This is a genomic window from Kosakonia sp. AG348 (genome assembly GCF_003337365.1).
GTDB lineage: Bacteria > Pseudomonadota > Gammaproteobacteria > Enterobacterales > Enterobacteriaceae > Kosakonia.
Genome location: NZ_QPJR01000003.1, coordinates 425,153 through 446,480, shown reverse-complemented (window position 1 = coordinate 446,480; position 21,328 = coordinate 425,153). Strand labels below are relative to the sequence as shown.

General features: G+C 53.8%; 20 protein-coding genes. 6 read left to right on the top strand and 14 right to left on the bottom strand.

Going from position 1 to position 21,328, the window contains the following annotated elements:
• Positions 1-76: 76 nt before the first annotated feature.
• Entirely contained in the window at positions 77-1,744 is a 1,668-nt protein-coding gene (ettA, locus tag DFO56_RS09280; RefSeq protein WP_071925297.1) for an energy-dependent translational throttle protein EttA, read from the top strand.
• Positions 1,745-2,069: 325 nt separating this feature from the next.
• Positions 2,070-2,564, top strand: a complete 495-nt coding sequence (locus tag DFO56_RS09275; RefSeq protein WP_020456475.1) for a hypothetical protein — start codon at positions 2,070-2,072, stop codon at positions 2,562-2,564.
• Between the two features lie 47 nt (positions 2,565-2,611).
• On the opposite strand, the gene nadR is transcribed toward DFO56_RS09275, so the two are convergent.
• From nadR to serB, 3 genes are read right to left on the bottom strand one after another with little or no spacing between them, the layout of a single operon-like run.
• Positions 2,612-3,838 (bottom strand): multifunctional transcriptional regulator/nicotinamide-nucleotide adenylyltransferase/ribosylnicotinamide kinase NadR, encoded by a 1,227-nt coding sequence (nadR, locus tag DFO56_RS09270; RefSeq protein WP_020456474.1) that lies wholly within the window; start codon positions 3,836-3,838, stop codon positions 2,612-2,614.
• 30 nt (positions 3,839-3,868) lie between these two features.
• Positions 3,869-5,251 carry a DNA repair protein RadA gene (gene radA / locus DFO56_RS09265; RefSeq protein WP_020456473.1) on the bottom strand — a complete coding sequence of 461 codons (1,383 nt, stop codon included), beginning with the start codon at positions 5,249-5,251 and terminating at the stop codon, positions 3,869-3,871.
• Positions 5,252-5,259: 8 nt separating this feature from the next.
• The gene (gene serB, locus DFO56_RS09260) at positions 5,260-6,231 is read right to left on the bottom strand and encodes a phosphoserine phosphatase (RefSeq protein ID WP_017457847.1); all 972 of its coding nucleotides are present in this window, start codon (positions 6,229-6,231) and stop codon (positions 5,260-5,262) included.
• A gap of 117 nt (positions 6,232-6,348) precedes the next feature.
• On the opposite strand from serB, the gene DFO56_RS09255 reads away from it, so the two are divergent.
• Together DFO56_RS09255 and lplA are read left to right on the top strand one after the other, a co-directional pair.
• On the top strand, positions 6,349-6,999 hold the full coding sequence (locus DFO56_RS09255; RefSeq protein WP_020456472.1) for a YtjB family periplasmic protein: 651 nt from the start codon (positions 6,349-6,351) through the stop codon (positions 6,997-6,999).
• Between the two features lie 43 nt (positions 7,000-7,042).
• Positions 7,043-8,059 carry a lipoate--protein ligase LplA gene (gene lplA / locus DFO56_RS09250; protein ID WP_045510041.1) on the top strand — a complete coding sequence of 339 codons (1,017 nt, stop codon included), beginning with the start codon at positions 7,043-7,045 and terminating at the stop codon, positions 8,057-8,059.
• A gap of 17 nt (positions 8,060-8,076) precedes the next feature.
• On the opposite strand, the gene DFO56_RS09245 is transcribed toward lplA, so the two are convergent.
• From DFO56_RS09245 to deoC, 5 genes are all read right to left on the bottom strand, one after another.
• Entirely contained in the window at positions 8,077-8,319 is a 243-nt protein-coding gene (locus DFO56_RS09245) for a hypothetical protein (RefSeq protein WP_114413859.1), read from the bottom strand.
• A 516-nt stretch (positions 8,320-8,835) separates the two neighbouring features.
• The gene (gene deoD, locus DFO56_RS09240) at positions 8,836-9,555 is read right to left on the bottom strand and encodes a purine-nucleoside phosphorylase (RefSeq protein ID WP_017457844.1); all 720 of its coding nucleotides are present in this window, start codon (positions 9,553-9,555) and stop codon (positions 8,836-8,838) included.
• A 63-nt stretch (positions 9,556-9,618) separates the two neighbouring features.
• Positions 9,619-10,842 (bottom strand): phosphopentomutase, encoded by a 1,224-nt coding sequence (deoB, locus tag DFO56_RS09235; protein WP_020456469.1) that lies wholly within the window; start codon positions 10,840-10,842, stop codon positions 9,619-9,621.
• Between the two features lie 51 nt (positions 10,843-10,893).
• Positions 10,894-12,216, bottom strand: a complete 1,323-nt coding sequence (gene deoA, locus DFO56_RS09230; protein WP_045510045.1) for a thymidine phosphorylase — start codon at positions 12,214-12,216, stop codon at positions 10,894-10,896.
• A 73-nt stretch (positions 12,217-12,289) separates the two neighbouring features.
• Positions 12,290-13,069, bottom strand: a complete 780-nt coding sequence (deoC, locus tag DFO56_RS09225) for a deoxyribose-phosphate aldolase (protein WP_045510048.1) — start codon at positions 13,067-13,069, stop codon at positions 12,290-12,292.
• Between the two features lie 255 nt (positions 13,070-13,324).
• Between deoC and DFO56_RS09220 the strand changes: the two genes are divergently transcribed.
• Positions 13,325-14,875 carry a YjjI family glycine radical enzyme gene (locus tag DFO56_RS09220; RefSeq protein WP_045510051.1) on the top strand — a complete coding sequence of 517 codons (1,551 nt, stop codon included), beginning with the start codon at positions 13,325-13,327 and terminating at the stop codon, positions 14,873-14,875.
• On the top strand, positions 14,847-15,710 hold the full coding sequence (locus tag DFO56_RS09215) for a YjjW family glycine radical enzyme activase (RefSeq protein WP_045510054.1): 864 nt from the start codon (positions 14,847-14,849) through the stop codon (positions 15,708-15,710). The genes DFO56_RS09220 and DFO56_RS09215 overlap by 29 nt, the downstream gene beginning before the upstream one ends.
• Here DFO56_RS09215 and DFO56_RS09210 read toward each other — a convergent pair.
• The 6 genes from DFO56_RS09210 to yjjG form a co-directional block, all read right to left on the bottom strand.
• On the bottom strand, positions 15,699-16,481 hold the full coding sequence (locus DFO56_RS09210; RefSeq protein ID WP_045510057.1) for a TatD family hydrolase: 783 nt from the start codon (positions 16,479-16,481) through the stop codon (positions 15,699-15,701). The two genes, DFO56_RS09215 and DFO56_RS09210, sit on opposite strands and share 12 nt — an antisense overlap.
• Positions 16,478-17,551: a patatin family protein gene (locus DFO56_RS09205; RefSeq protein WP_045510059.1), complete on the bottom strand. Its 1,074-nt coding sequence runs from the start codon at positions 17,549-17,551 to the stop codon at positions 16,478-16,480. The genes DFO56_RS09210 and DFO56_RS09205 overlap by 4 nt, the downstream gene beginning before the upstream one ends.
• 120 nt (positions 17,552-17,671) lie before the next feature.
• A complete protein-coding gene (locus DFO56_RS09200) occupies positions 17,672-17,833 on the bottom strand; it encodes a DUF1328 domain-containing protein (protein ID WP_007373037.1) in 162 nt (53 codons plus the stop codon).
• A 130-nt stretch (positions 17,834-17,963) separates the two neighbouring features.
• Positions 17,964-18,581, bottom strand: a complete 618-nt coding sequence (gene osmY, locus DFO56_RS09195; RefSeq protein ID WP_020456462.1) for a molecular chaperone OsmY — start codon at positions 18,579-18,581, stop codon at positions 17,964-17,966.
• Positions 18,582-18,965: 384 nt separating this feature from the next.
• Positions 18,966-20,555 carry a peptide chain release factor 3 gene (prfC, locus tag DFO56_RS09190; protein WP_020456461.1) on the bottom strand — a complete coding sequence of 530 codons (1,590 nt, stop codon included), beginning with the start codon at positions 20,553-20,555 and terminating at the stop codon, positions 18,966-18,968.
• A 91-nt stretch (positions 20,556-20,646) separates the two neighbouring features.
• Positions 20,647-21,324 carry a pyrimidine 5'-nucleotidase gene (gene yjjG, locus DFO56_RS09185; protein ID WP_045510062.1) on the bottom strand — a complete coding sequence of 226 codons (678 nt, stop codon included), beginning with the start codon at positions 21,322-21,324 and terminating at the stop codon, positions 20,647-20,649.
• Between the last annotated feature and the right edge of the window lie 4 nt (positions 21,325-21,328).

Sequence of the window (21,328 nt, the reverse complement as noted above, 5' to 3'; positions counted from 1 at the left end):
GGCTGGGATTAAGCAACGAAAACGGCTACACTCCGCTGTTGAATACCACTCTCATTACAAAGAGGCGAAGTCCAACGTGGCTCAATTCGTATATACCATGCATCGTGTCGGCAAAGTTGTCCCGCCGAAACGTCATATTCTGAAAAATATCTCGCTAAGCTTCTTCCCGGGCGCAAAAATCGGCGTGCTGGGTCTTAACGGTGCCGGTAAGTCTACCCTGCTGCGCATCATGGCCGGCATCGATAAAGACATCGAAGGTGAAGCCCGCCCGCAGCCAGGCATTAAGATCGGTTACCTGCCGCAGGAACCGCAGTTGAACCCGGAGCAGACCGTACGTGAATCGGTCGAAGAAGCCGTATCCGAAGTGGTCGGGGCCCTGAAACGTCTGGATGAAGTGTATGCGCTGTATGCCGATCCAGAAGCGGATTTCGACAAGCTGGCGGCAGAACAAGGCAAGCTGGAAGAGATTATCCAGGCGCATGACGGTCATAACCTGAATGTGCAACTGGAACGCGCCGCCGACGCGCTGCGCCTGCCGGACTGGGACGCAAAGATTGCCAATCTTTCTGGTGGTGAACGCCGCCGCGTCGCGCTGTGCCGTCTGCTGCTGGAAAAGCCAGATATGCTGCTGCTCGACGAACCGACCAACCACCTGGACGCCGAATCCGTTGCCTGGCTGGAGCGCTTCCTGCACGACTTCGAAGGCACCGTGGTGGCGATTACCCACGACCGTTACTTCCTCGATAACGTCGCCGGTTGGATCCTCGAACTTGACCGCGGTGAAGGTATTCCGTGGGAAGGCAACTACTCTTCCTGGCTGGAACAGAAAGATCAGCGTCTGGCGCAGGAAGCCTCTCAGGAAGCGGCGCGTCGTAAATCCATTGAGAAAGAGCTGGAGTGGGTGCGTCAGGGCGCGAAAGGCCGTCAATCTAAGGGCAAAGCCCGTCTGGCGCGCTTTGAAGAGCTCAACAGCACTGAATACCAGAAACGTAACGAAACCAACGAACTGTTTATTCCACCGGGACCTCGCCTGGGCGATAAAGTGGTTGAAGTCAGCAACCTCAGCAAGTCTTACGGCGATCGCCAGCTGATTGATGGCCTGTCCTTCTCCGTGCCGAAAGGCGCGATTGTCGGCATTATCGGGCCGAACGGCGCCGGTAAATCGACGCTGTTCCGCATGATGTCTGGTCAGGAGCAGCCTGATGGCGGCACCATTACACTGGGTGAAACCGTCAAACTGGCCTCGGTTGATCAGTTCCGCGACGCGATGGATAACAGCAAAACCGTGTGGGAAGAAGTTTCCGGCGGGCTGGACATTATGCGCATCGGTAACACCGAAATGCCGAGCCGCGCGTACGTTGGCCGCTTCAACTTTAAAGGCACCGACCAGGGTAAACGCGTGGGCGAGTTGTCCGGCGGTGAGCGCGGTCGTCTGCATCTGGCAAAACTGTTACAGGTTGGCGGCAACATGCTGCTGCTTGATGAACCGACCAACGACCTGGATATCGAGACCCTGCGCGCGCTGGAAAACGCCCTGCTTGAATTCCCGGGCTGCGCGATGGTTATCTCGCACGACCGCTGGTTCCTCGACCGTATCGCCACCCACATTCTGGATTACCAGGATGAGGGCAAAGTGGAGTTTTTCGAAGGCAACTTCACCGAATACGAAGAGTATAAGAAACGCACGCTGGGCGCAGATGCGCTGGAGCCGAAGCGTATTAAGTACAAACGTATCGCCAAATAAGCCGACACAAAAGCGAATGGGGAAACCCATTCGCTTCACTCCCAAATGCTCAGTGAATTCCTCTACAATAAACGCATAAAAAAGTTTTTTTGTTTTTATACTATCTTTGCCGCGATTCAGAGGCAGATGCATTCATTGCAGAAATAATCTAAAACTAAAATCCTGAATAAAAGTCACATCAAAGAATAAATCTCCAGCAATCTCATCGCCATAGATTAATGCTTTTAGCATTCGCCATTTTGTCCCTGGATTGCTTAACGCTAAGACCAAACGCTAACATGATACGCACTACCTTAGTTAATAAATGAACGCATGGTTATAATTAATGCATATCATCACGGAAGATGTTTTTCTTAAAAACGGATTACAAACATTTATTAAGCAAAAAGAAATAACACTGGATAATAATGATGTTATTTTAGACTTTGATAACAACTTTCTTATTATCACGACATTATCGACACTAAACAGAATAATAAAAAGCGACAATCCATTTGAATGTTACTTATTACATTCATTTTTAAAAATTAAGAAAAACACAAAATTAACCGAAATATTCCGCATATTAAATTATAAATCCTGGCGGAAGAAACAAGACCACGAGTGCAGAATAACGCTAACGCGAAAAGAGAGACTGCTGCTTAGCCATATCATTAGCGCAGGTAAAAAGAAAAGTATGCTAATCCACAGCGGGCTGGATATAAAAACGGTCAGTACGCATAAATATAATATGTTGAGAAAGGTGAATCAGCCATCAATCGCTACGCTGACGCAGGTACATAACCGCTGGAAAAATTTTCGCAACCAACCTGCAAACTAACCGATATACAGGCCGCGGAATATACCAGACCGGCCTGCCATTTCAGACTACGGCCCCATTAACTGTTTAACCAGTTCGACGCACTGTAAAAAACGCGAGTCATAATCTGCGGCTTCAACACGTACATACTCGATATTATTTTCCCGCAGCATCGACACCAATAAATCCTGAAACTCCTTGCGATCGACTGAACTGCCGAGGCTTCTCAGGCCATCATTCACCCACGGCGTATTATTTTCCAGCAGGATCACCAGATCAAAACGATATTCATCAATTAAAGCCTGAACAAAAGGGTGCTCGCGGCCTTCATATTTTTTGCAGAACGCCTGCGTGGTGACAAAATCCGTATCGATAAACGCCACTTTATTGGCGTACTTCACGGCAAAATCGATGTACTGCGCATGTCCGAGGGCAATTTTGTCATAATCGGAATATTGCAGCGCAATTTCGTCACCACCCAGATGAGAAAAGACGTAATCGCGGCCATATTCCCATGCGCTGGTGGTATTGAAGATATTGGCGAGCTTATTTACCAATGTTGATTTACCGCTGGATTCTCCGCCCAGAATCGCCACCGTGCGCACAAAAAAGGGCTTTACCTCAGTCGGAATATAATCCCAGTAACGGAAAGGGTTCTCGCGGATTTGCGAACCGCTGATATTCATAAAGGTGCGCTTTGGATCGACCAGCACCGCTTCAATTCCCAGATGTTGCCGATACTGCGGCGCATCAGCCTCTTCGGAGGTGTAAATCCAGTTTGGCGTGATGCCTTTTTCGGTCATAAACGCTTTGATGCCTTTACTCCAGACATCCCAGCCGTGCGGATACGGCTCCATCCCCTCTTCGTTAAAGGCATGAATACGGATATTTTTCTGGTATTTAAAGGTCTGTAGCAGCCAACGCAAGCGATCACTTACCGTCGGCTGTTGGGACATCGCGCTGTCTTCAAACAACTCGCGATCGCGGGTTTCGTCATAACCAAGGATGATATGCAGTTCATCCACCTGGCTACAGGCGCGCTGGATCAAGTAGATATGACCAGTGTGCAGCGGGTAAAACTTGCCGAAAACCACGCCAATGCTTTTCTGCCGACGGGGAAACTCAAGATCGAGAAAGCGGTGCAGAGCCTCAAGTTTTTGCGCACTGGGGCTCTTAATTTTGGCATTCAGCAGCTGGCTTAAATAGCCTTTGGTCATACCGCTGGCATCGGCTACCTGCTGTAACGTGCAGCCTTTCTGGCGAATCGCGGTTTTTAAGTAGTCGAATGACGACATTGTTGCCTCCTGCAAAAAAACATTAGCCAATTATAAGTCGTCAAAGACACTTAGCGCATCCGCGAGCTTCTTCACGCCGAAAATTTGCATTCCTTCAGGCACTTTTTTCGGCACATTCGCTGCCGGAACAATCGCGCGACGGAAGCCATGCTTCGCGGCCTCCGAAATGCGCTCCTGGCCGCTGGGTACCGGGCGAATTTCGCCCGCCAGCCCGACTTCGCCAAACACCACTAAATCCTGCGGTAACGGCCGGTCACGCAGGCTGGAAACCATCGCCAGCAACAGCGCTAAATCGGCGCTGGTTTCGGTCACTTTGACCCCGCCGACCACGTTGACGAACACATCCTGATCCGCCATCTGCAAGCCGCCGTGGCGATGCAGCACCGCCAACAGAATCGCCAGACGGTTTTGCTCCAGTCCCACCGCCACACGGCGCGGGTTTGACATCATCGAATGATCCACCAGCGCCTGAATTTCAACTAACAGCGGGCGTGTGCCTTCCCACACCACCATCACCGAACTGCCGGAGGTGACTTCATCGCCGCGACTTAAGAAAATCGCCGACGGGTTGCTGACTTCACGCAGCCCCTGCTCGGTCATGGCGAATACGCCGAGTTCGTTAACCGCGCCGAAACGGTTTTTATGGCTGCGCAAGGTGCGAAAACGCGAATCCGCATCGCCGTCGAGCAGCACCGAGCAGTCAATACAGTGTTCGAGCACCTTTGGTCCCGCCAGCGAGCCATCTTTGGTGACGTGGCCGACCATCACAATCGCCACACCGCGCGTTTTCGCAAAGCGCGTCAGATAGGCCGCCGTTTCACGCACCTGCGCCACACTGCCGGGCGACGACTGAATGTCGGCCATGTGCATGACCTGAATCGAGTCGATCACCATCAGCTTCGGTTGTTCCTCTTCGGCGATCATGCAGATTTGTTCGATGCTGGTTTCCGACAGCATATTGAGATTGCCGGTCGGCAGCCCCAGACGGTGCGCGCGCATCGCCACCTGCTGTAATGACTCTTCGCCGGTGACATACAACGTTTTCATCTGCTCGGCGAGCTTACACAACGTCTGCAACAGCAACGTGGATTTCCCCGCGCCGGGGTTGCCGCCAATCAGAATCGCGCTACCGGGCACAACACCGCCGCCGAGCACGCGGTCAAACTCTTTAAAACCGGTGGAAAAACGCGGTAGCTCTTCGAGGCTGATATCCGCCAGCTTCTGCACTTTTGATACGCCAGCGCTCCCCGCATAACCGGAAAGACGCTCATTACGCGCCACGGTGGGCGAAGCGGCAACACGCACTTCCGTAATGGTGTTCCATGCGTGACAGGCGCTGCACTGCCCCTGCCAGCGCGGATAATCCGCACCGCATTCATTACAGACAAACGCGCGTTTGGGAGCTTTCGCCACAATAACCTCTACTTCTTATTAATGCTGCCGGAAAGAATACAAAATACGCCCATCAGATCGGCGTGGCGAATAGTGACTTCCGCCTTCTCATTCACTTTGGGTTTGGCATGAAACGCGATGCCAAGCCCGGCGGCTTTGATCATCGGCAAATCGTTCGCGCCATCGCCAATCGCCACCGTTTGCTCCGGCGCGATTTCATACTTTTCAGCCAGTTGCTTCAGCGTGTTGGCTTTGAACTGCGCATCCACGATATCGCCCAATACCTGGCCGGTGAATTTACCGTCCATGATCTCAAGTTCGTTGGCAACTGCCGCCGTTAAATGCAGCTTGTCGCGCAGGTAATCGGCAAAGAAAGTAAAGCCGCCCGAGGCGATGGCTACTTTCCAGCCCAATGTTTCCAGCTTCAACACCAGTTGCACAAGGCCCGGCATTAACGGCAGTTTTTCGCGTACTTGCAGCAGAATATTGGCGTCCGCGCCTTTCAGCGTCGCCACACGGCTGCGCAGGCTGGCAGCAAAATCGAGTTCGCCGCGCATCGCCCGTTCGGTCACTTCCGCCACCATTTCGCCGGTGCCGGCAAGTTTAGCGATTTCATCAATGCACTCGATTTGAATGGCGGTGGAGTCCATGTCCATCACCAGCAGCCCTGGCGAGCGCAGATGCGGGATTTTCCCCAGCGGGGCGACGTCCATACCTTCGTCGTGGGCCAGGCGCGTCGCGCGCGGCGTCAACGAACCCGCCAGACGAAGAACCTGATAATCGTCAACGCTCCACGCGGCAACAATCACCATTGCTGCACCCAATTTGCGCTGATAGGTCGTCAGACGTTGCTTATCCAGATTACGTGCGTACAGTAGCCAGCCGCTGCGACCAGCGTGATAGTCCAGAGGCATTACCTCATCACCACTTAAAGAGAGCGGCAATCCCGGCCACTGAGAAACATCATCGGGCAGATCGCACCAGGTCAAACTATTAGGCATTAAAGCTCCTGTAAAAACGTTCGCGCCAGAAAGCATGGAGGGGAAAATAACGCATGAGGCTACCTTGTAACCAGCGCTTCTGGCAACATTAAGCCTCAAATTTTCAACAGGTGGAATATGGCTCGCGCAAAACTTAAATTTCGGCTGCATCGCGCCGTAATCGTCCTCATCTGTCTGGCACTGCTGGTCGCGCTGATGCAGGGCGCATCCTGGTTCAGCCAAAGCCATCAGCGTCAGCGCAATCCGCAGTTTGAAGAGCTGGCGAGAACGCTGGCGCGCCAGGTGACGCTGAATCTCACGCCGCTAATGCGCACAGAAACCCCGGACGAAAAACGGATCAACGTCGTGCTGCGCCAGCTCACCGAAGAGAGCCGCATTCTGGATGCAGGGGTGTACGATGCGCAAGGCGATCTGATCGCGCGCTCCGGCGAAAGTATTGATGTGCGCGACAGGCTGGCGCTGGACGGCAAAAAAGCAGGCGGCTATTTCAACCAACAAATTGTTGAGCCGATTCAGGGAAAGAGCGGCCCGCTGGGCTACCTGCGCCTTACGCTGGATACGCACACGCTGGCGACAGAAGCCAAACAGGTGGATAACACCACCAATATTCTGCGCCTGATGTTGCTGCTGTCGCTGGCCATTGGCGTAGTGCTGACGCGCACCCTGTTGCAGGGCAAACGCACGCGCTGGCAGCAGTCGCCGTTTTTGCTGACGGCCAACAAATCCGTACCGGAAGAAGAAGAGCAGCAAAAGAAAGAGTCGCTCTGACCGCTACCGGTAAAAATTACAGGTTACAGAAAGGAAATCTGCTATGTCGACGCTTCGTCTGCTTATCTCTGACTCGTACGATCCCTGGTTCAACCTGGCGGTGGAAGAGTGCATTTTCCGCCAGATGCCCGCCACGCAACGCGTACTGTTCTTATGGCGCAACGCGGACACGGTGGTGATTGGCCGGGCGCAAAACCCGTGGAAAGAGTGTAATACCCGCCGCATGGAAGAAGATAACGTGCGGCTGGCAAGGCGCAGTAGCGGCGGCGGCGCGGTGTTCCACGACCTCGGCAATACCTGTTTCACTTTCATGGCGGGAAAGCCGGAATACGACAAAACCATCTCCACGTCGATTGTGCTTAATGCTCTGAATTCACTAGGCGTTACCGCAGAAGCTTCCGGGCGCAACGACCTGGTGGTGAAAACGGCGGAAGGCGATCGTAAGGTGTCCGGTTCTGCCTACCGGGAAACCAAAGATCGTGGCTTCCACCATGGCACGTTGCTGCTGAATGCCGATCTCAGCCGCCTGGCCAATTACCTCAATCCGGACAAGAAAAAGCTGCAAGCCAAAGGCATTACGTCGGTGCGTGGGCGCGTGGCGAATCTGGTGGAGTTGCTGCCGGGCATTACCCATCAGCAAATCTGTGAAGCGATCACCGAAGCCTTCTTCGCCCACTATGGCGAACGGGTTACGGCGGAGGTTATCTCGCCGGATAAAACCCCGGACTTGCCCAATTTTGCCGAAACCTTTGCCCGCCAGAGCAGCTGGGAGTGGAATTTCGGCCTGGCCCCGGCATTCAGCCATCTGTTGGATGAACGTTTTACCTGGGGCGGCGTGGAGCTCCATTTTGATGTGGAAAAAGGTCACATCACCCGCACACAGGTGTTTACCGACAGCCTGAACCCCGCGCCGTTAGAAGCGCTGGCGGCACGTTTGCAGGGCTGTCTCTACCGCGCGGATATGCTGGCGCAGGAGTGTGATGCACTGTTAGTCGATTTTCCGGAGCAGGAACAAGAACTTCGCGAGCTTTCCGCATGGATTGCAAGCGCAGTACGTTAGCCTCTCTGAGTGGCCGACTACGCCATCCGTTGCGCTATCTGTTCCAGTTGGGCGGCTTTATCACCCATTTGCCGGGCGATATGGCGAAACGCCTCACTGATGCGATAATCTGCCGCCACTGTCTGCCTGAATGTTTGCGCCGGTGGGATAGCGAAATTCCACGCTGCCTTGCTGACCGAGGTATCCAGCGCCAGTTCAATAGCATTGCTCCCGAACTGACGGGGGCAAATGCCATTGGCAACATATCGTAGGCAGGCCAAACTGGCGCGCGATGTTTCGACCCCATGACCGTCCTAAAAATCCTGAGGTCGCAGCTCGGTGAGATACCATGGCAGACCGTCAAACCACTGCCAGCCCCCTTCTTCTAATGTGACCAGACAGCGGCCCTGGGGCCAACATGTGTGTAATTCGCCCCACTTGTAAACATGACGTTGTTCATTAATTCGGCGTAGTGCAAACCGTTCAACACTGCGTACAGGGCGTAACAAGGCATAGCGCGTTGCACGTGCTTTACCAAATTGCAGCACCTGTGGCTCGGTGGCAACCAGCCGTGAAAACGTGGCCTACTAATCTTTAATGCCTTACGCAACACCATCGCGGGCTGGGGCCCTTGTTACAGAAGATCGGTAAGCGAACTCATCAGTGAATAGATTTATGAATAGATACTTGAATAAATTTATAGCTCTATTCCTCTGAATTAAAAGGGAATAATAAAAACTATGGACATTAAAATGAATTGATAAAAAGGGCAGAGAACCTGCCCTTAGAAAAGATACTTACGCTTTATCGCCCAGCAGGACAGATTCCAGCGCAATTTTGATCATGTCGTTGAACGTGGTCTGACGCTCAGCGGAAGTGGTCTGCTCGTGCGTACGAATATGGTCGGAAACGGTGCAGATGGTCAGCGCTTTCGCACCGAATTCCGCCGCTACGCCGTAAATGCCTGCCGCTTCCATTTCCACGCCCAGGATGCCGTATTTTTCCATCACGTCGAACATTTCACCGTCCGGGGAGTAGAACAGATCGGCGGAGAACAGGTTACCCACACGCGCGTCTACGCCCAGTGCTTTTGCCGCATCAACCGCGTTACGCACCATATCGAAATCCGCAATCGCTGCGAAATCGTGATCTTTGAAACGCATACGGTTCACTTTGGAGTCGGTGCAGGCACCCATCCCAATCACGATGTCACGCAGTTGCACGTCCATACGCACCGCGCCGCAGGAGCCGACACGAATGATTTTTTTCACGCCGAAATCGGTGATCAGCTCTTTGGTGTAGATGGAGCAGGACGGGATCCCCATACCGTGGCCCATAACAGAAATTTTGCGGCCTTTGTAGGTGCCGGTGTAACCCAGCATGCCGCGCACGTTGTTCACTTCGCGGTAGTCTTCGAGGAAAGTTTCCGCAATATGTTTTGCACGCAGCGGGTCGCCCGGCATCAACACTACGTCAGCGAAATCGCCCATTTCGGCATTAATATGTGGGGTAGCCATCGTCAATTCCTTTATGTCGTTGTCGTTGAAACAGAAAGGGCGGGAAGCTCCCGCCCAAAATCATCAGAACATGGCCTTGCCATATTCCATATCAGAGACGCCGAAGTACTTCGCAATCGTCTGACCAATATCCGCAAAGGTGTCACGGTGACCCAGCGAGCCCGGTTTCACTTTCGGGCCGTAGACCAGCACCGGAATATGCTCGCGGGTGTGGTCAGTGCCTTTCCAGGTCGGATCGCAGCCGTGATCGGCGGTAAGGATCAGGATGTCGTCTTCGCCAACCAATTCCATCAGTTCCGGCAGGCGACGGTCAAACAACTCAAGCCCGGCCGCATAACCCGCCACATCGCGACGATGGCCCCATGATGAGTCAAAATCGACGAAGTTAGTAAAGACGATGGTCTTATCACCGGCTTCTTTCATCTCTTTGATGGTGGCGTCAAACAGCGCATCCAGGCCGGTGGCTTTCACTTTTTTGGTGATGCCGCAGTTGGCATAGATATCGGCAATTTTACCGACCGAAACCACGTGGCCATCTTTCTCTTCGACCAGCTTTTGCAGCACGGTGGCTGACGGTGGTTCAACGGCCAGGTCATGGCGGTTACCGGTACGCTGGAAATTACCTGCTTTATCGCCAACAAATGGACGCGCAATCACGCGGCCAATGTTGTAGCCGCCTTCGGTCAGCTCTTCACGTGCGATTTCGCACAGCTCATACAGCTTATCCAGACCAAAGGTCTCTTCGTGGCAGGCAATCTGGAACACCGAATCGGCAGAGGTGTAGAAAATCGGTTTGCCGGTTTTCATGTGCTCTTCGCCGAGCTGATCAAGGATCACCGTACCGGACGAGTGGCAGTTGCCAAGATAACCCGGCAGATTAGCGCGTTTCACCAGCTTATCCAGCAGTTCCTGCGGGAAGCTGTTCTCGGTGTCGCTAAAGTAGCCCCAGTCGAACAGCACCGGCACACCGGCGATTTCCCAGTGTCCTGACGGCGTATCTTTCCCGGAAGAGAGCTCATGCGCCCATGCGTAAGCACCGGTGATTTCCGCGTTAGCGTCCATCCCGGCAGGAATAAAACCTGTTGCGCCTTCGTGCGCCTTCGCCAGACCCAGACGGGTCAGATTGGGTAAATTCAGCGGGCCTTTGCGCCCGGTGTCGGCTTCACCTTTCGCGCAAACTTCAGCGATGTGACCGAGGGTATCGGAACCCACGTCGCCAAAGCGCTCCGCGTCTTCGGTCGCGCCGATGCCGAAAGAGTCCAGCACCATAATAAATGCACGTTTCATATGTTCTCCGTACCTTGTGCTTTGTAAAAAAGCGATCAGATCAGTATACCGCTATTCAGTAATGCGGCGATAGACCGTCGGTGTCTCTTTTGGTGCGCTGTCGCCCATCGCAATGGCCGCTTTCACCGCCTGCGCAGCCTCTTGCCAGCTGGCTTCGTCTTTAGCGTGGATAACCGCCAGCGGGCGCTGACCATCAACGCGTTCGCCCAGACGCACCATCTCGGTAAAGCCCACGCTGTAATCAATAGTGTCCGACGCCTGGCGACGACCACCGCCCATCGACACCACCGCCATGCCCAGCGCGCGCGTATCCATCGCCGTGATAAAGCCTTCATCATCGGCGTATACCGCTTTACTCAGCGTCGCGGTAGGCAGGTATTTGGCGTAGTTTTCCACAAAATCGTGCGGCCCTTTTTGCGCCGCAACCATACGACCAAAAATCTCAGCCGCTTTACCGTTATCCAGCACCGCTTGCAGCTTCGCTCGTGCGTCGGCGTCATCTTTCGCCAGTTTGCCGGAGATCAGCATCTCCACGCACAGCGCCATGGTGACGTCAAACAAGCGCGGATTGCGGTATTCACCAGTGAGGAACTGCACCGCTTCGCGCACTTCCACTGCGTTGCCCGCGCTGGAAGCCAGCACCTGGTTCATATCGGTCAGCAGTGCGGTAGTCCGCACGCCCGCGCCGTTGGCAACGCCAACAATCGCTTCCGCCAGTTGTTCAGAGAGGGCGTAAGTCGGCATAAATGCCCCGCTACCCACTTTGACGTCCATCACCAGCGCATCAAGCCCCTCGGCCAGTTTTTTGGCGAGGATAGAAGCGGTGATTAACGGAATAGAGTCCACCGTCGCGGTGATATCGCGGGTGGCGTAGAAACGTTTATCCGCCGGAGCCAGCGAATTGGTCTGGCCGATAATCGCCACACCAACATCCTTAATAATCTCGCGAAAACGGTTATCTTCCGGGAAGATATCAAACCCCGGGATCGCTTCCAGTTTGTCGAGCGTGCCGCCAGTATGGCCAAGGCCACGCCCGGAAATCATCGGAATATAGCCGCCGCAGGCCGCCACCATCGGGCCAAGCATCAACGAGGTGACATCGCCCACGCCGCCGGTCGAGTGTTTGTCCACCACCGGGCCGTTAAGATCGAGCGGTTTCCAGTCCAGAACGGTGCCTGAATCTCGCATCGCCATGGTCAGCGAAACACGCTCCGGCATCGTCATGTCGTGGAAGAAAATGGTCATTGCCAGAGCAGCAATCTGCCCTTCAGAAACGGTGTTATCGCGTATTCCGTTGATAAAGAAACGGATTTCTTCATCACTCAGCGCGAGACCATCGCGTTTTTTTCGAATAATTTCTTGAGCGAGAAACAAGGTAACCCCCTGAGGAATAAAGCCGGAAAATCCATTGAGGCCGGGTAACAATGCGCTACCCGGCAATGACTAATTAATAGCTGCTTGCGCTCTTACCGTCGCCGTGGCCCAACGCTTTCAGCAGGCTTGCCAGCAGGCTGGAGGCGCCAAAACGGTAATGACGGGCATCGGCCCAATCGGCGCCAAACAGGTCGTCAGCAATGGCGAGATACTGCTGCGCATCTTCCGCGCTACGTACGCCACCAGCCGGTTTAAAACCAACGGTTTTCTCAACGCCCATATCGCGAATCACTTCCATCATGATACGTGCGCTTTCCGGGGTCGCGTTTACCGGCACTTTACCGGTCGACGTTTTAATGAAATCTGCACCGGCTTTAATGGCGATTTCAGACGCTTTACGGATCAATGCTTCCGTTTTCAGCTCACCGGTTTCAATAATCACTTTCAGCAGCACGTTCGCCGCCGCGCAAGCCTCTTTACAGGCTTTCACCAGCTCGAAACCTACCTGCTCGTTACCGGCGATCAGCGCACGGTACGGGAACACCACATCAACTTCATCAGCACCGTAAGCAATGGCGGCGCGCGTTTCAGCCAGCGCGATGTCGATATCGTCGTTACCATGCGGGAAGTTGGTCACGGTTGCGATACGCACATCCGGCGTACCTTGCGCGTTCAGGGTTTTGCGCGCAATCGGGATAAAACGCGGGTAGATACAGATGGCGGCAGTGTTGCCCACCGGGGTTTTTGCCTGATGACACAGGGCGATGACTTTCTCGTTGGTGTCATCGTCGTTCAGGGTGGTCAGGTCCATCAGTTTCAGCGCACGCAGGCTACTTGTCGTTAAATCACTCATAATTCTCTCCGACGGCGTAATGCCGGTTTTCTGTTCGGGTTTGTTAGTATTTTAACATCAACCCACATTCACACTTCGACACCCATCACAGTTAATGAAAGTTAAATTCACGTTTGCAAAACCATAATGGGACATTGATCAAACTTTTAAATTCACATCAGTAATGATTGCGCTGACAGGGGACGGGATCAAAAGCGACCAACAGCTGGCTCCGTACACTCATCGCCATCACTCAAGGAAATAAGAGGAACGATGATGTCCCCGTCTGTTGATCCTTTATTGCTGTCACGCTGCCAGCAGATTGTTACCAGCCCAACACTCACACCGGAACAAAAACGCCACTTCCTGGCGCTGGAAGCGGAAAACGCCCTGCCCTATCCGGCGTTGCCGCAAGCGGCACGCGCAGCACTTGATGAGGGCGCCATCTGCGATATGTTTGAAGGGCACGCCCCTTACAAACCGCGTTATGTGCTGCCGGATTACGCTAAATTTCTTGCTAACGGTTCCGCCTGGCTGGAGCTGGAAGGGGCAAAAGATCTTGATGACGCCCTCTCGTTGCTGACGATCCTCTACCACCATGTTCCATCAGTGACATCAATGCCTGTTTATCTCGGCCAGCTTGATGCCCTGCTACAACCATATGTGAGAATTCTAACACAACAGGAGATCGATATCCGCATAAAACGTTTCTGGCGCTACCTCGACAGAACGCTGCCAGACGCCTTTATGCATGCCAATATTGGCCCATTCGACACTCCGGTTACGCGTGCTATTTTACGCGCCGATGCAGAGCTGAAGCAGGTTGCGCCAAACTTAACCTTTATCTATGACCCGGATATTACGCCGGATGATCTGCTACTGGAGGTGGCGCGTAATATCTGCGAGTGCAGCAAACCGCACATCGCCAACGGCCCGGTGCATGATAATATTTTCACAAAAGGCGGTTATGGCATTGTGAGTTGCTATAATTCCCTGCCGCTGGGCGGCGGCGGCAGTACGCTGGTACGCCTCAATCTGAAAGCGATCGCGGAACGCAGCGCGTCGCTGGAGGATTTTTTCACCCATCAATTGCCACACTATTGCCAGCAGCAAATGGCAATTATCGATGCCCGCTGCGATTTTCTGTATCAGCAATCCGGCTTCTTTGAGCATAGCTTCCTTGTGCAGGAAGGGCTGATTTCTGCCGACCGTTTTGTGCCCATGTTTGGTATGTATGGGCTGGCCGAAGCGGTCAATACGCTTTGTGAAAAAGCCGGTCTCGCCGCGCGCTACGGCAAAGATGAACAAGCCAACGCACTTGGTTATCGCATCAGTGAACAACTGGCGAGCTTTGTGGCAAACACGCCGGTAAAACACGGCTGGCGGCAGCGCGCCATGCTCCATGCGCAATCGGGTATTAGCTCTGACACCGACACCACGCCAGGCGCGCGGCTGCCTTATGGCGACGAGCCGGATCCGATTACCCATCTGCTCGCCGTCGCACCGCATCATGCGTGGTATCAGGCCGGGATCAGCGATATTTTGACCCTCGATGAAACGGTGAAACGCAACCCGCAAGCCGTTGTCCAGCTCTGCCTTGGTGCGTTTAAAGCCGGCATGCGCGAGTTCACCGCTAACGTAGCCGGTAACGATCTGGTCCGCGTCACTGGTTATATGGTGCGCCTGTCAGATCTCAGGAAATTCCGGGCCGAAGGCTCACGCACCAATACCACCTGGCTGGGTGAAGAGGCAGCGCGTAACACGCATATTCTGGAACGACAACCCCGCGTGGTCAGCCATGAACAGCAGATGCGCTTTCGTCAGTAAAATCCTCCCTTTCTCCTGCGTGGACGGGCCAGGCAGCCGGCTGGCACTGTTTTTACAGGGCTGCAATATGCGCTGTAAAAACTGCCATAACCCGTGGACCATTGGCCACTGCAACCACTGCGGCGATTGTGTAGCGGGTTGCCCACAGCACGCGCTCTCCATTAATAGAGGGCAAGTGGAATGGAACGCTGCGCGTTGCGAGCAGTGCGACACTTGCCTGCGCATGTGCCCGCAGCACGCCACGCCGATGGCGCAGAGCATGACGGTTGAACAGGTTGTGGCGCAGATTCGCAAAGTGGCGCTGTTTATTGAAGGCATCACCGTCAGCGGCGGCGAAGCAACGCTGCAACTGCCCTTTTTGCACGCGCTGTTCTCCGTATTATGCGATGACGCACAACTGCGCCATCTGAATTGTCTGGTGGACAGTAACGGGTTGCTCAGCGAAACCGGCTGGCGCAAGCTATTGCCGGTCTGCGACGGCGCGATGATCGATCTCAAAGCCTGGGGCAATGCGCGGCACCGTTTTCTCACCGGACGGGATAACGTGCAGGTGAAAGCCAGCCTGCGGCTACTGGCAGCAGAGAAGAAATTAGCGGAGTTGCGCCTGCTGGTGATCCCGGAACAGAGCGATTATCTGGTACATATCGATGCGCTGGCCGCCTTTATTCATCAACTCGGCGAGGTGCCAGTGCGGCTTAATGCCTTTCATGCGCATGGCGTGTACGGTGAGGCGCAGACATGGCGCAGCGCTACGCCGGAGGATGTGGAGCCGCTGGCGCAGGCGCTACTGGAGCGCGGTGTGAAAAGCGTGCTGCGCCCGGCGCTATATCTGTAGCGCAAAGAGCCTCTGCGTGTTTTCCAGCAGTGCGTGTGCGATGACATCCGGCGCTTCGCGGCGTAGCTCGCACAACGTATCGAACACCTGCGCGGCACGCTCTGGCCGATTGGGCTGGCCCTGAAAACCATTGAGCGGCATGTCCGGCGCATCCGTTTCCAGCAGTAATGCAGAAAGCGGCAACTGCGCCATTACGTCACGGGTTTTACTGGCGCGCGGGTAGGTAATGGTGCCGCCCACGCCGATGTAATAGCCCAGTTCAACAAAGCGCTGCGCCTGTTGCAGGCTACCGGCGAAACCATGCACCACGCCACGGCGAGGTAAATCATGTTTTTTTAAATGCATCGCCAGTTTGTCATGCGTGCGGCGTGAATGGAGGATCACCGGCAGATCAAAGCGTTTTGCCAATTTTAGTTGCGCGTCTAACACCTGCTGCTGGCGCTCAAACTGCGGATCGTCGCGGTAAAGATCGAGGCCAATTTCCCCTATCGCCACCACTTTCTCTGGCTTTGCCGCGAGCATCTGTTCAAGCCGTTGCAGGCTTTCCTCGCTGTGCTCTTCAATCACAATCGGGTGTAGCCCCAGCGCGGCATAGAGTGCGGTATGCTGGCGTGCTAAGTGGCAAACGCGATCAAAATAACGGGCGGCGATCGCCGGAACAATAATGCGCTCCACGCCAGCGTCGCCCGCACGGGCGATACTCGCTGTTTCATCGCCGGCAAACGGCGGGAAATCGAAATGACAGTGGGTATCGGTAAAGCGGAAACTCACGCCGTATCCTCTTTATTGATGGGTAAATCGTTGGCCTGCACGACGCTGCTGACCAGCGGCGTATCCAGCGCGTCGTTAGCCACCGCAGCCGGTGGAACAACACGCGTCGCAGGCGCGATAATCGGCGAGTGGCGCACCAGCGGCGGGGTTTCCGCCAGCAATTTGCCCACCGTCGCCAGGAAATAGCGCCCGCATAAACGCCCGATTTTATAATCCTCGCGCAGCGCCGGTAAACGGCTACCCAGCGCCATGCTCTTCAACAACTTAGGTGGATAAATTTCAAAAATACGCAGTTTACCCGGCGGCGCTTCGATAAAGCGTTGGATCGCCAGGTAACTTTTCTCATGGTGCTGCACCAGATTGATTAAGGATTGCAGGCTGCTCTCTCCCAGCCAGCGTTCCATCCGTTTAAACCACTGGGGCGTATAGTACATCTGTGACGGTACGGTACGGATCACCACAATCGTGTTCGCGCCGCGTTTTGCCGCCTCCTGCACCGGAATGGCATCGCTGACACCGCCGTCGAGATAATTAATGCCATCAAGCATCACGCCCGGACGATAAAAGCCGGGGATCGCGCTGGAAGCACGAATCAAATCAAGCCATGTCTGATGAGTAGGAGAGAAATAGGCTGCGGAGTAATCATCCTGCCGACAGGCGCACATGTAAAACTCTTTGCCCGCATCGAAAATCCGCGCGGCGTAGTCCATGGCCAGCGGCATCTGGCTTGAGGTCGATTCAACCAGCCAGTCGAGATCGATAAGGTTGCCGCCGCGCACAAAGCGCACCGGATTGAAAAATTCCCGCGACGTGGTGTAGCGCATGATCACTTTGCGTGCGTAGCCAGGTTGATTGCAGACATAAGCGGAAAGGTTTTGCGCACCGGCAGAGCTGCCGAAATAGAGATCGAAAGGATTAAATTCCGCACGCATAAACTCGTCCAGAACGCCAGCGGTAAAAATACCTCGCTGTCCACCGCCCTCGCATACGAGCGCGAGCCGACCCGGACGAAAGGGTTTTAACGCCAGCGGCGCGATGTTGCCGAGCGTAACGGGAATATGCTGGCCCACTCTGCTTTCCTTATTGATGCGCTGAATATCTCAAAGTAGCGCACTTTTCCCGCAGCCGAAACAGCAAAGCCAGTCACAAGGACTGGCTTTAATGTAACCGAAATTTAAGCGTGTAATACGCTATGGACGCCGACGCCCCATAAACAGGCTGACGAGGAACAGGATAATACCGACGATAAAGACAATTTTCGCGGCCCCTGCTGCCGTACCCGCAAGACCACCAAAGCCCAGTGCGGCGGCAATTAACGCGATAACCAGAAATATAATGCCCCAACGAAACATAAAACTCTCCTTTACCATAGTTAATTTCAACCGCTTAAGATGAGCGCTCAGGATGCCCACCGGCGATGTTTTTCCTGGTACGTGCTTGTCATACCCGGCTTGCACCGGGTAGTGACGTTTTCAGGATTAGTTACTTCACTTTGAGATCGTTCTTCACGCTTTTAACGCCGTCGATTGCTTTGGCGATACTTTCAGCGCGTTCACTTTGTGCCTGTGAATCTACGGTACCGGACAACTGCACCACGCCATCGGTGGTTTCGACCTTCACCTTACGGGAAGGGACAACATCGTCGGCCAGCAGTTTTGCTTTGATTTCACTGGTGGTAGCGGTATCACCCGCATAACCTTTCATGGTCTTGTTTTTGCCGTCACGCACATGCAGCTTATCGCTCACAGAAGCCACGCCCTCGACGCCTTTTGCGACGGAGACGGCTTTTTCTGCCTGCGCCTGGCTTTCAACGAAGCCGCTCAGCGTGACCACTTTTTTGTCCGTTTTAACGGAGATGTCCGTACTTTTAATGTCTTCATGATCCACCAGCGCCGCTTTGACTTTCGCGGTGATGGTGCTGTCATCCATGAAACCACCGACTTTATTCATTGAGCTATCGATTGATTCCCCTGCACTGGAAGCAGCATTTTGCGCTTTGTCGGTGGTAGTCTCCGCAGCGAATGCGGAACCACTTGCCAGAACAGAGCCCAGCATTACGGCCAGCAGAGTTTTGGAAATAGTCAGTTTTTTCATAGTCATCGATGTTCTTCCTGTTGGTTTGCCCACTATTTGGGCCACAAGCAGCAACGTGTGCCGCTCTACTGCTGTGGTGAAAACCACCCAATTCAGCAACTGATGGCGCGTTTACAATCCTGTCGCACATCGTGCTAAAGCAGTTGTTAATATTCCTTTGTGAAGAAATGAGTGGATAAAAGACTCTACTTCACGCATTGAACAGGACTTTTATCCACCCGATTTGTCATCACTTTGTTAAATATAGATCACAATCGACAAAAATCATGGCCGGGTGGGTAAAAAACGAACAAATGGAGGCGAAATGACGGGTTTTAAGAACAATCCGCAAGGGGCTAATTAGACAGGAGAAGTGACAGAGCACGGCGTCTACCGTGCTCTGCAGAAGGATTAATGCTCGCGAGTTTTGTGGAAAGTCACTTCCGGATAGCGTTCCTGTGTCAGATTCAGGTTTACCATCGTTGGGGCGATGTAGGTCAGGTTATCACCGCCATCGAGCGCAAGCTGGATTTCGTTCTTGCGTTTGAATTCCTCGAATTTCTTCACGTCAGTGCTTTCAACCCAGCGCGCTGTCGCCACGTTCACAGACTCGTACACCGCTTCCACGTTGTATTCGCTCTTCAGACGGGAAACCACCACGTCAAACTGCAGCACACCCACTGCGCCGACAATCAGATCGTTGTTGGCGATAGGACGGAACACCTGCACCGCGCCCTCTTCTGAAAGCTGAACCAGACCTTTGAGTAACTGTTTCTGCTTCAGCGGGTCACGCAGGCGAATACGGCGGAACAACTCCGGTGCGAAGTTCGGAATACCGGTGAACTTCATCATTTCGCCCTGGGTGAAGGTGTCACCAATCTGGATCGTCCCGTGGTTATGCAGACCAATAATGTCACCCGGGTAGGCTTCTTCTACATGCGAGCGATCGCCAGCCATAAAGGTCAGGGCATCCGAGATAATCACATCTTTGCCGGTGCGCACCTGGCGCAGCTTCATGCCCTTTTCATAACGGCCAGAAACCACTCGCATAAACGCCACGCGGTCGCGGTGTTTCGGGTCCATGTTGGCCTGAATTTTAAAGACGAAGCCGGTGAATTTGTCATCATCTGCTTTCACTTCGCGGGTGTCGGTTTTACGTGGCATTGGCGCAGGCGCCCATTCCACCAGACCATCCAGCATATGATCGACGCCGAAGTTACCCAGTGCGGTACCAAAGAAGACCGGCGTGATTTCGCCGCTCAGGAACAGCTCTTTATCGAACTCGTTCGATGCGCCCTGCACCAGCTCCAGCTCATCGCGCAGCTGCTGTGCCAGATCTTCGCCCACGGCTTTATCCAGATCCGGGTTGTTCAGGCCTTTAACGATGCGCACTTCCTGAATGGTGTGCCCCTGCCCTGTCTGATACAGGTAGGTTTCATCTTTATAAAGGTGATAAACACCCTTGAACAACTTACCGCAGCCAATCGGCCAGGTAATCGGCGCACAGGCGATCTTCAGCTCGTTTTCCACTTCATCCAGCAGCTCCATCGGATCGCGGATGTCACGGTCGAGTTTGTTCATAAAGGTCAGGATCGGCGTATCGCGCAGACGAGTGACTTCCATCAGCTTACGGGTCCGATCTTCAACCCCTTTTGCCGCATCGATAACCATCAGGCAGCAGTCCACCGCCGTCAGAGTGCGGTAGGTATCTTCGGAGAAGTCTTCATGCCCCGGGGTATCCAGCAAATTGACCAGGCTGGTTTTATACGGGAACTGCATCACGGAGGTGGTAATAGAGATACCACGCTGCTTTTCCATCTCCATCCAGTCGGATTTTGCGTGCTGGCTGGAGCCGCGGCCTTTTACCGTACCGGCGGTTTGAATCGCCTGTCCGAACAGCAGCACCTTTTCAGTGATGGTGGTTTTACCGGCATCAGGGTGCGAGATGATAGCGAACGTGCGGCGCTTTGCTACCTCTTGTAAATAAGGAGACAACGTCATAATGAAATCTTCTGTGTAATTGCGCGGCCTGAGGCCTCGCGATGAAATACGAAAAATGCGGCTATTGTACTCAACGGCGGAGTGCAGACAATCAATGTTTACACAGGAGTTGCTCCAGTTCGTTCAGGGACGTGACGGTCCAGGTCGGGTTGATACCTTCAGGAAGCGCGCGATCGTGCGCATTCAACCAGCAGGTCGAAAGCCCGGCGTTAATGCCGCCGAGGATGTCGGATTCCGCCGTATCGCCAACCATCAACACGCGGGCGCGATCCGGGTTACCTGCTTTTTGCAGCGCGTAATCAAAAATCTTCGCATCGGGCTTCGCCACACCGACTTCTTCGGAAATCACTAATAAATCAAAATAGTCGCGAAGACCGGTACGTTCCAGGCGAATTTGCTGCAAGGCGGTGAAACCGTTAGTGATGATGCCGAGTTTCGCTTTGCCTTTCAGGCTGTTCAGTAATGATACTGCGCCTGGCAGTGGTGCGCAGATTTCGGCCATCGCATTCAGAAATGCGTCGTTAAGCGAACCAGCAGGGACGTTCAGGCGTTCAGACCAGCTCTGAAAGCGCTGGGTCTGCAACTGCAATGCGCTGATAGCACCGTTCTGGTAATCCACCCATAGCGGTTTGTTAACAGCTTGATATTCTGCAAAATCCTGATCGGTGAATGTCACGCTATAGTCAAGAAACATCCGTTGTAAGCCGCCAAACGCATCAAAGGTAAACAGCGTTTCGTCAGCATCAAAGAGTATCCAGTCCCATTTCATTACA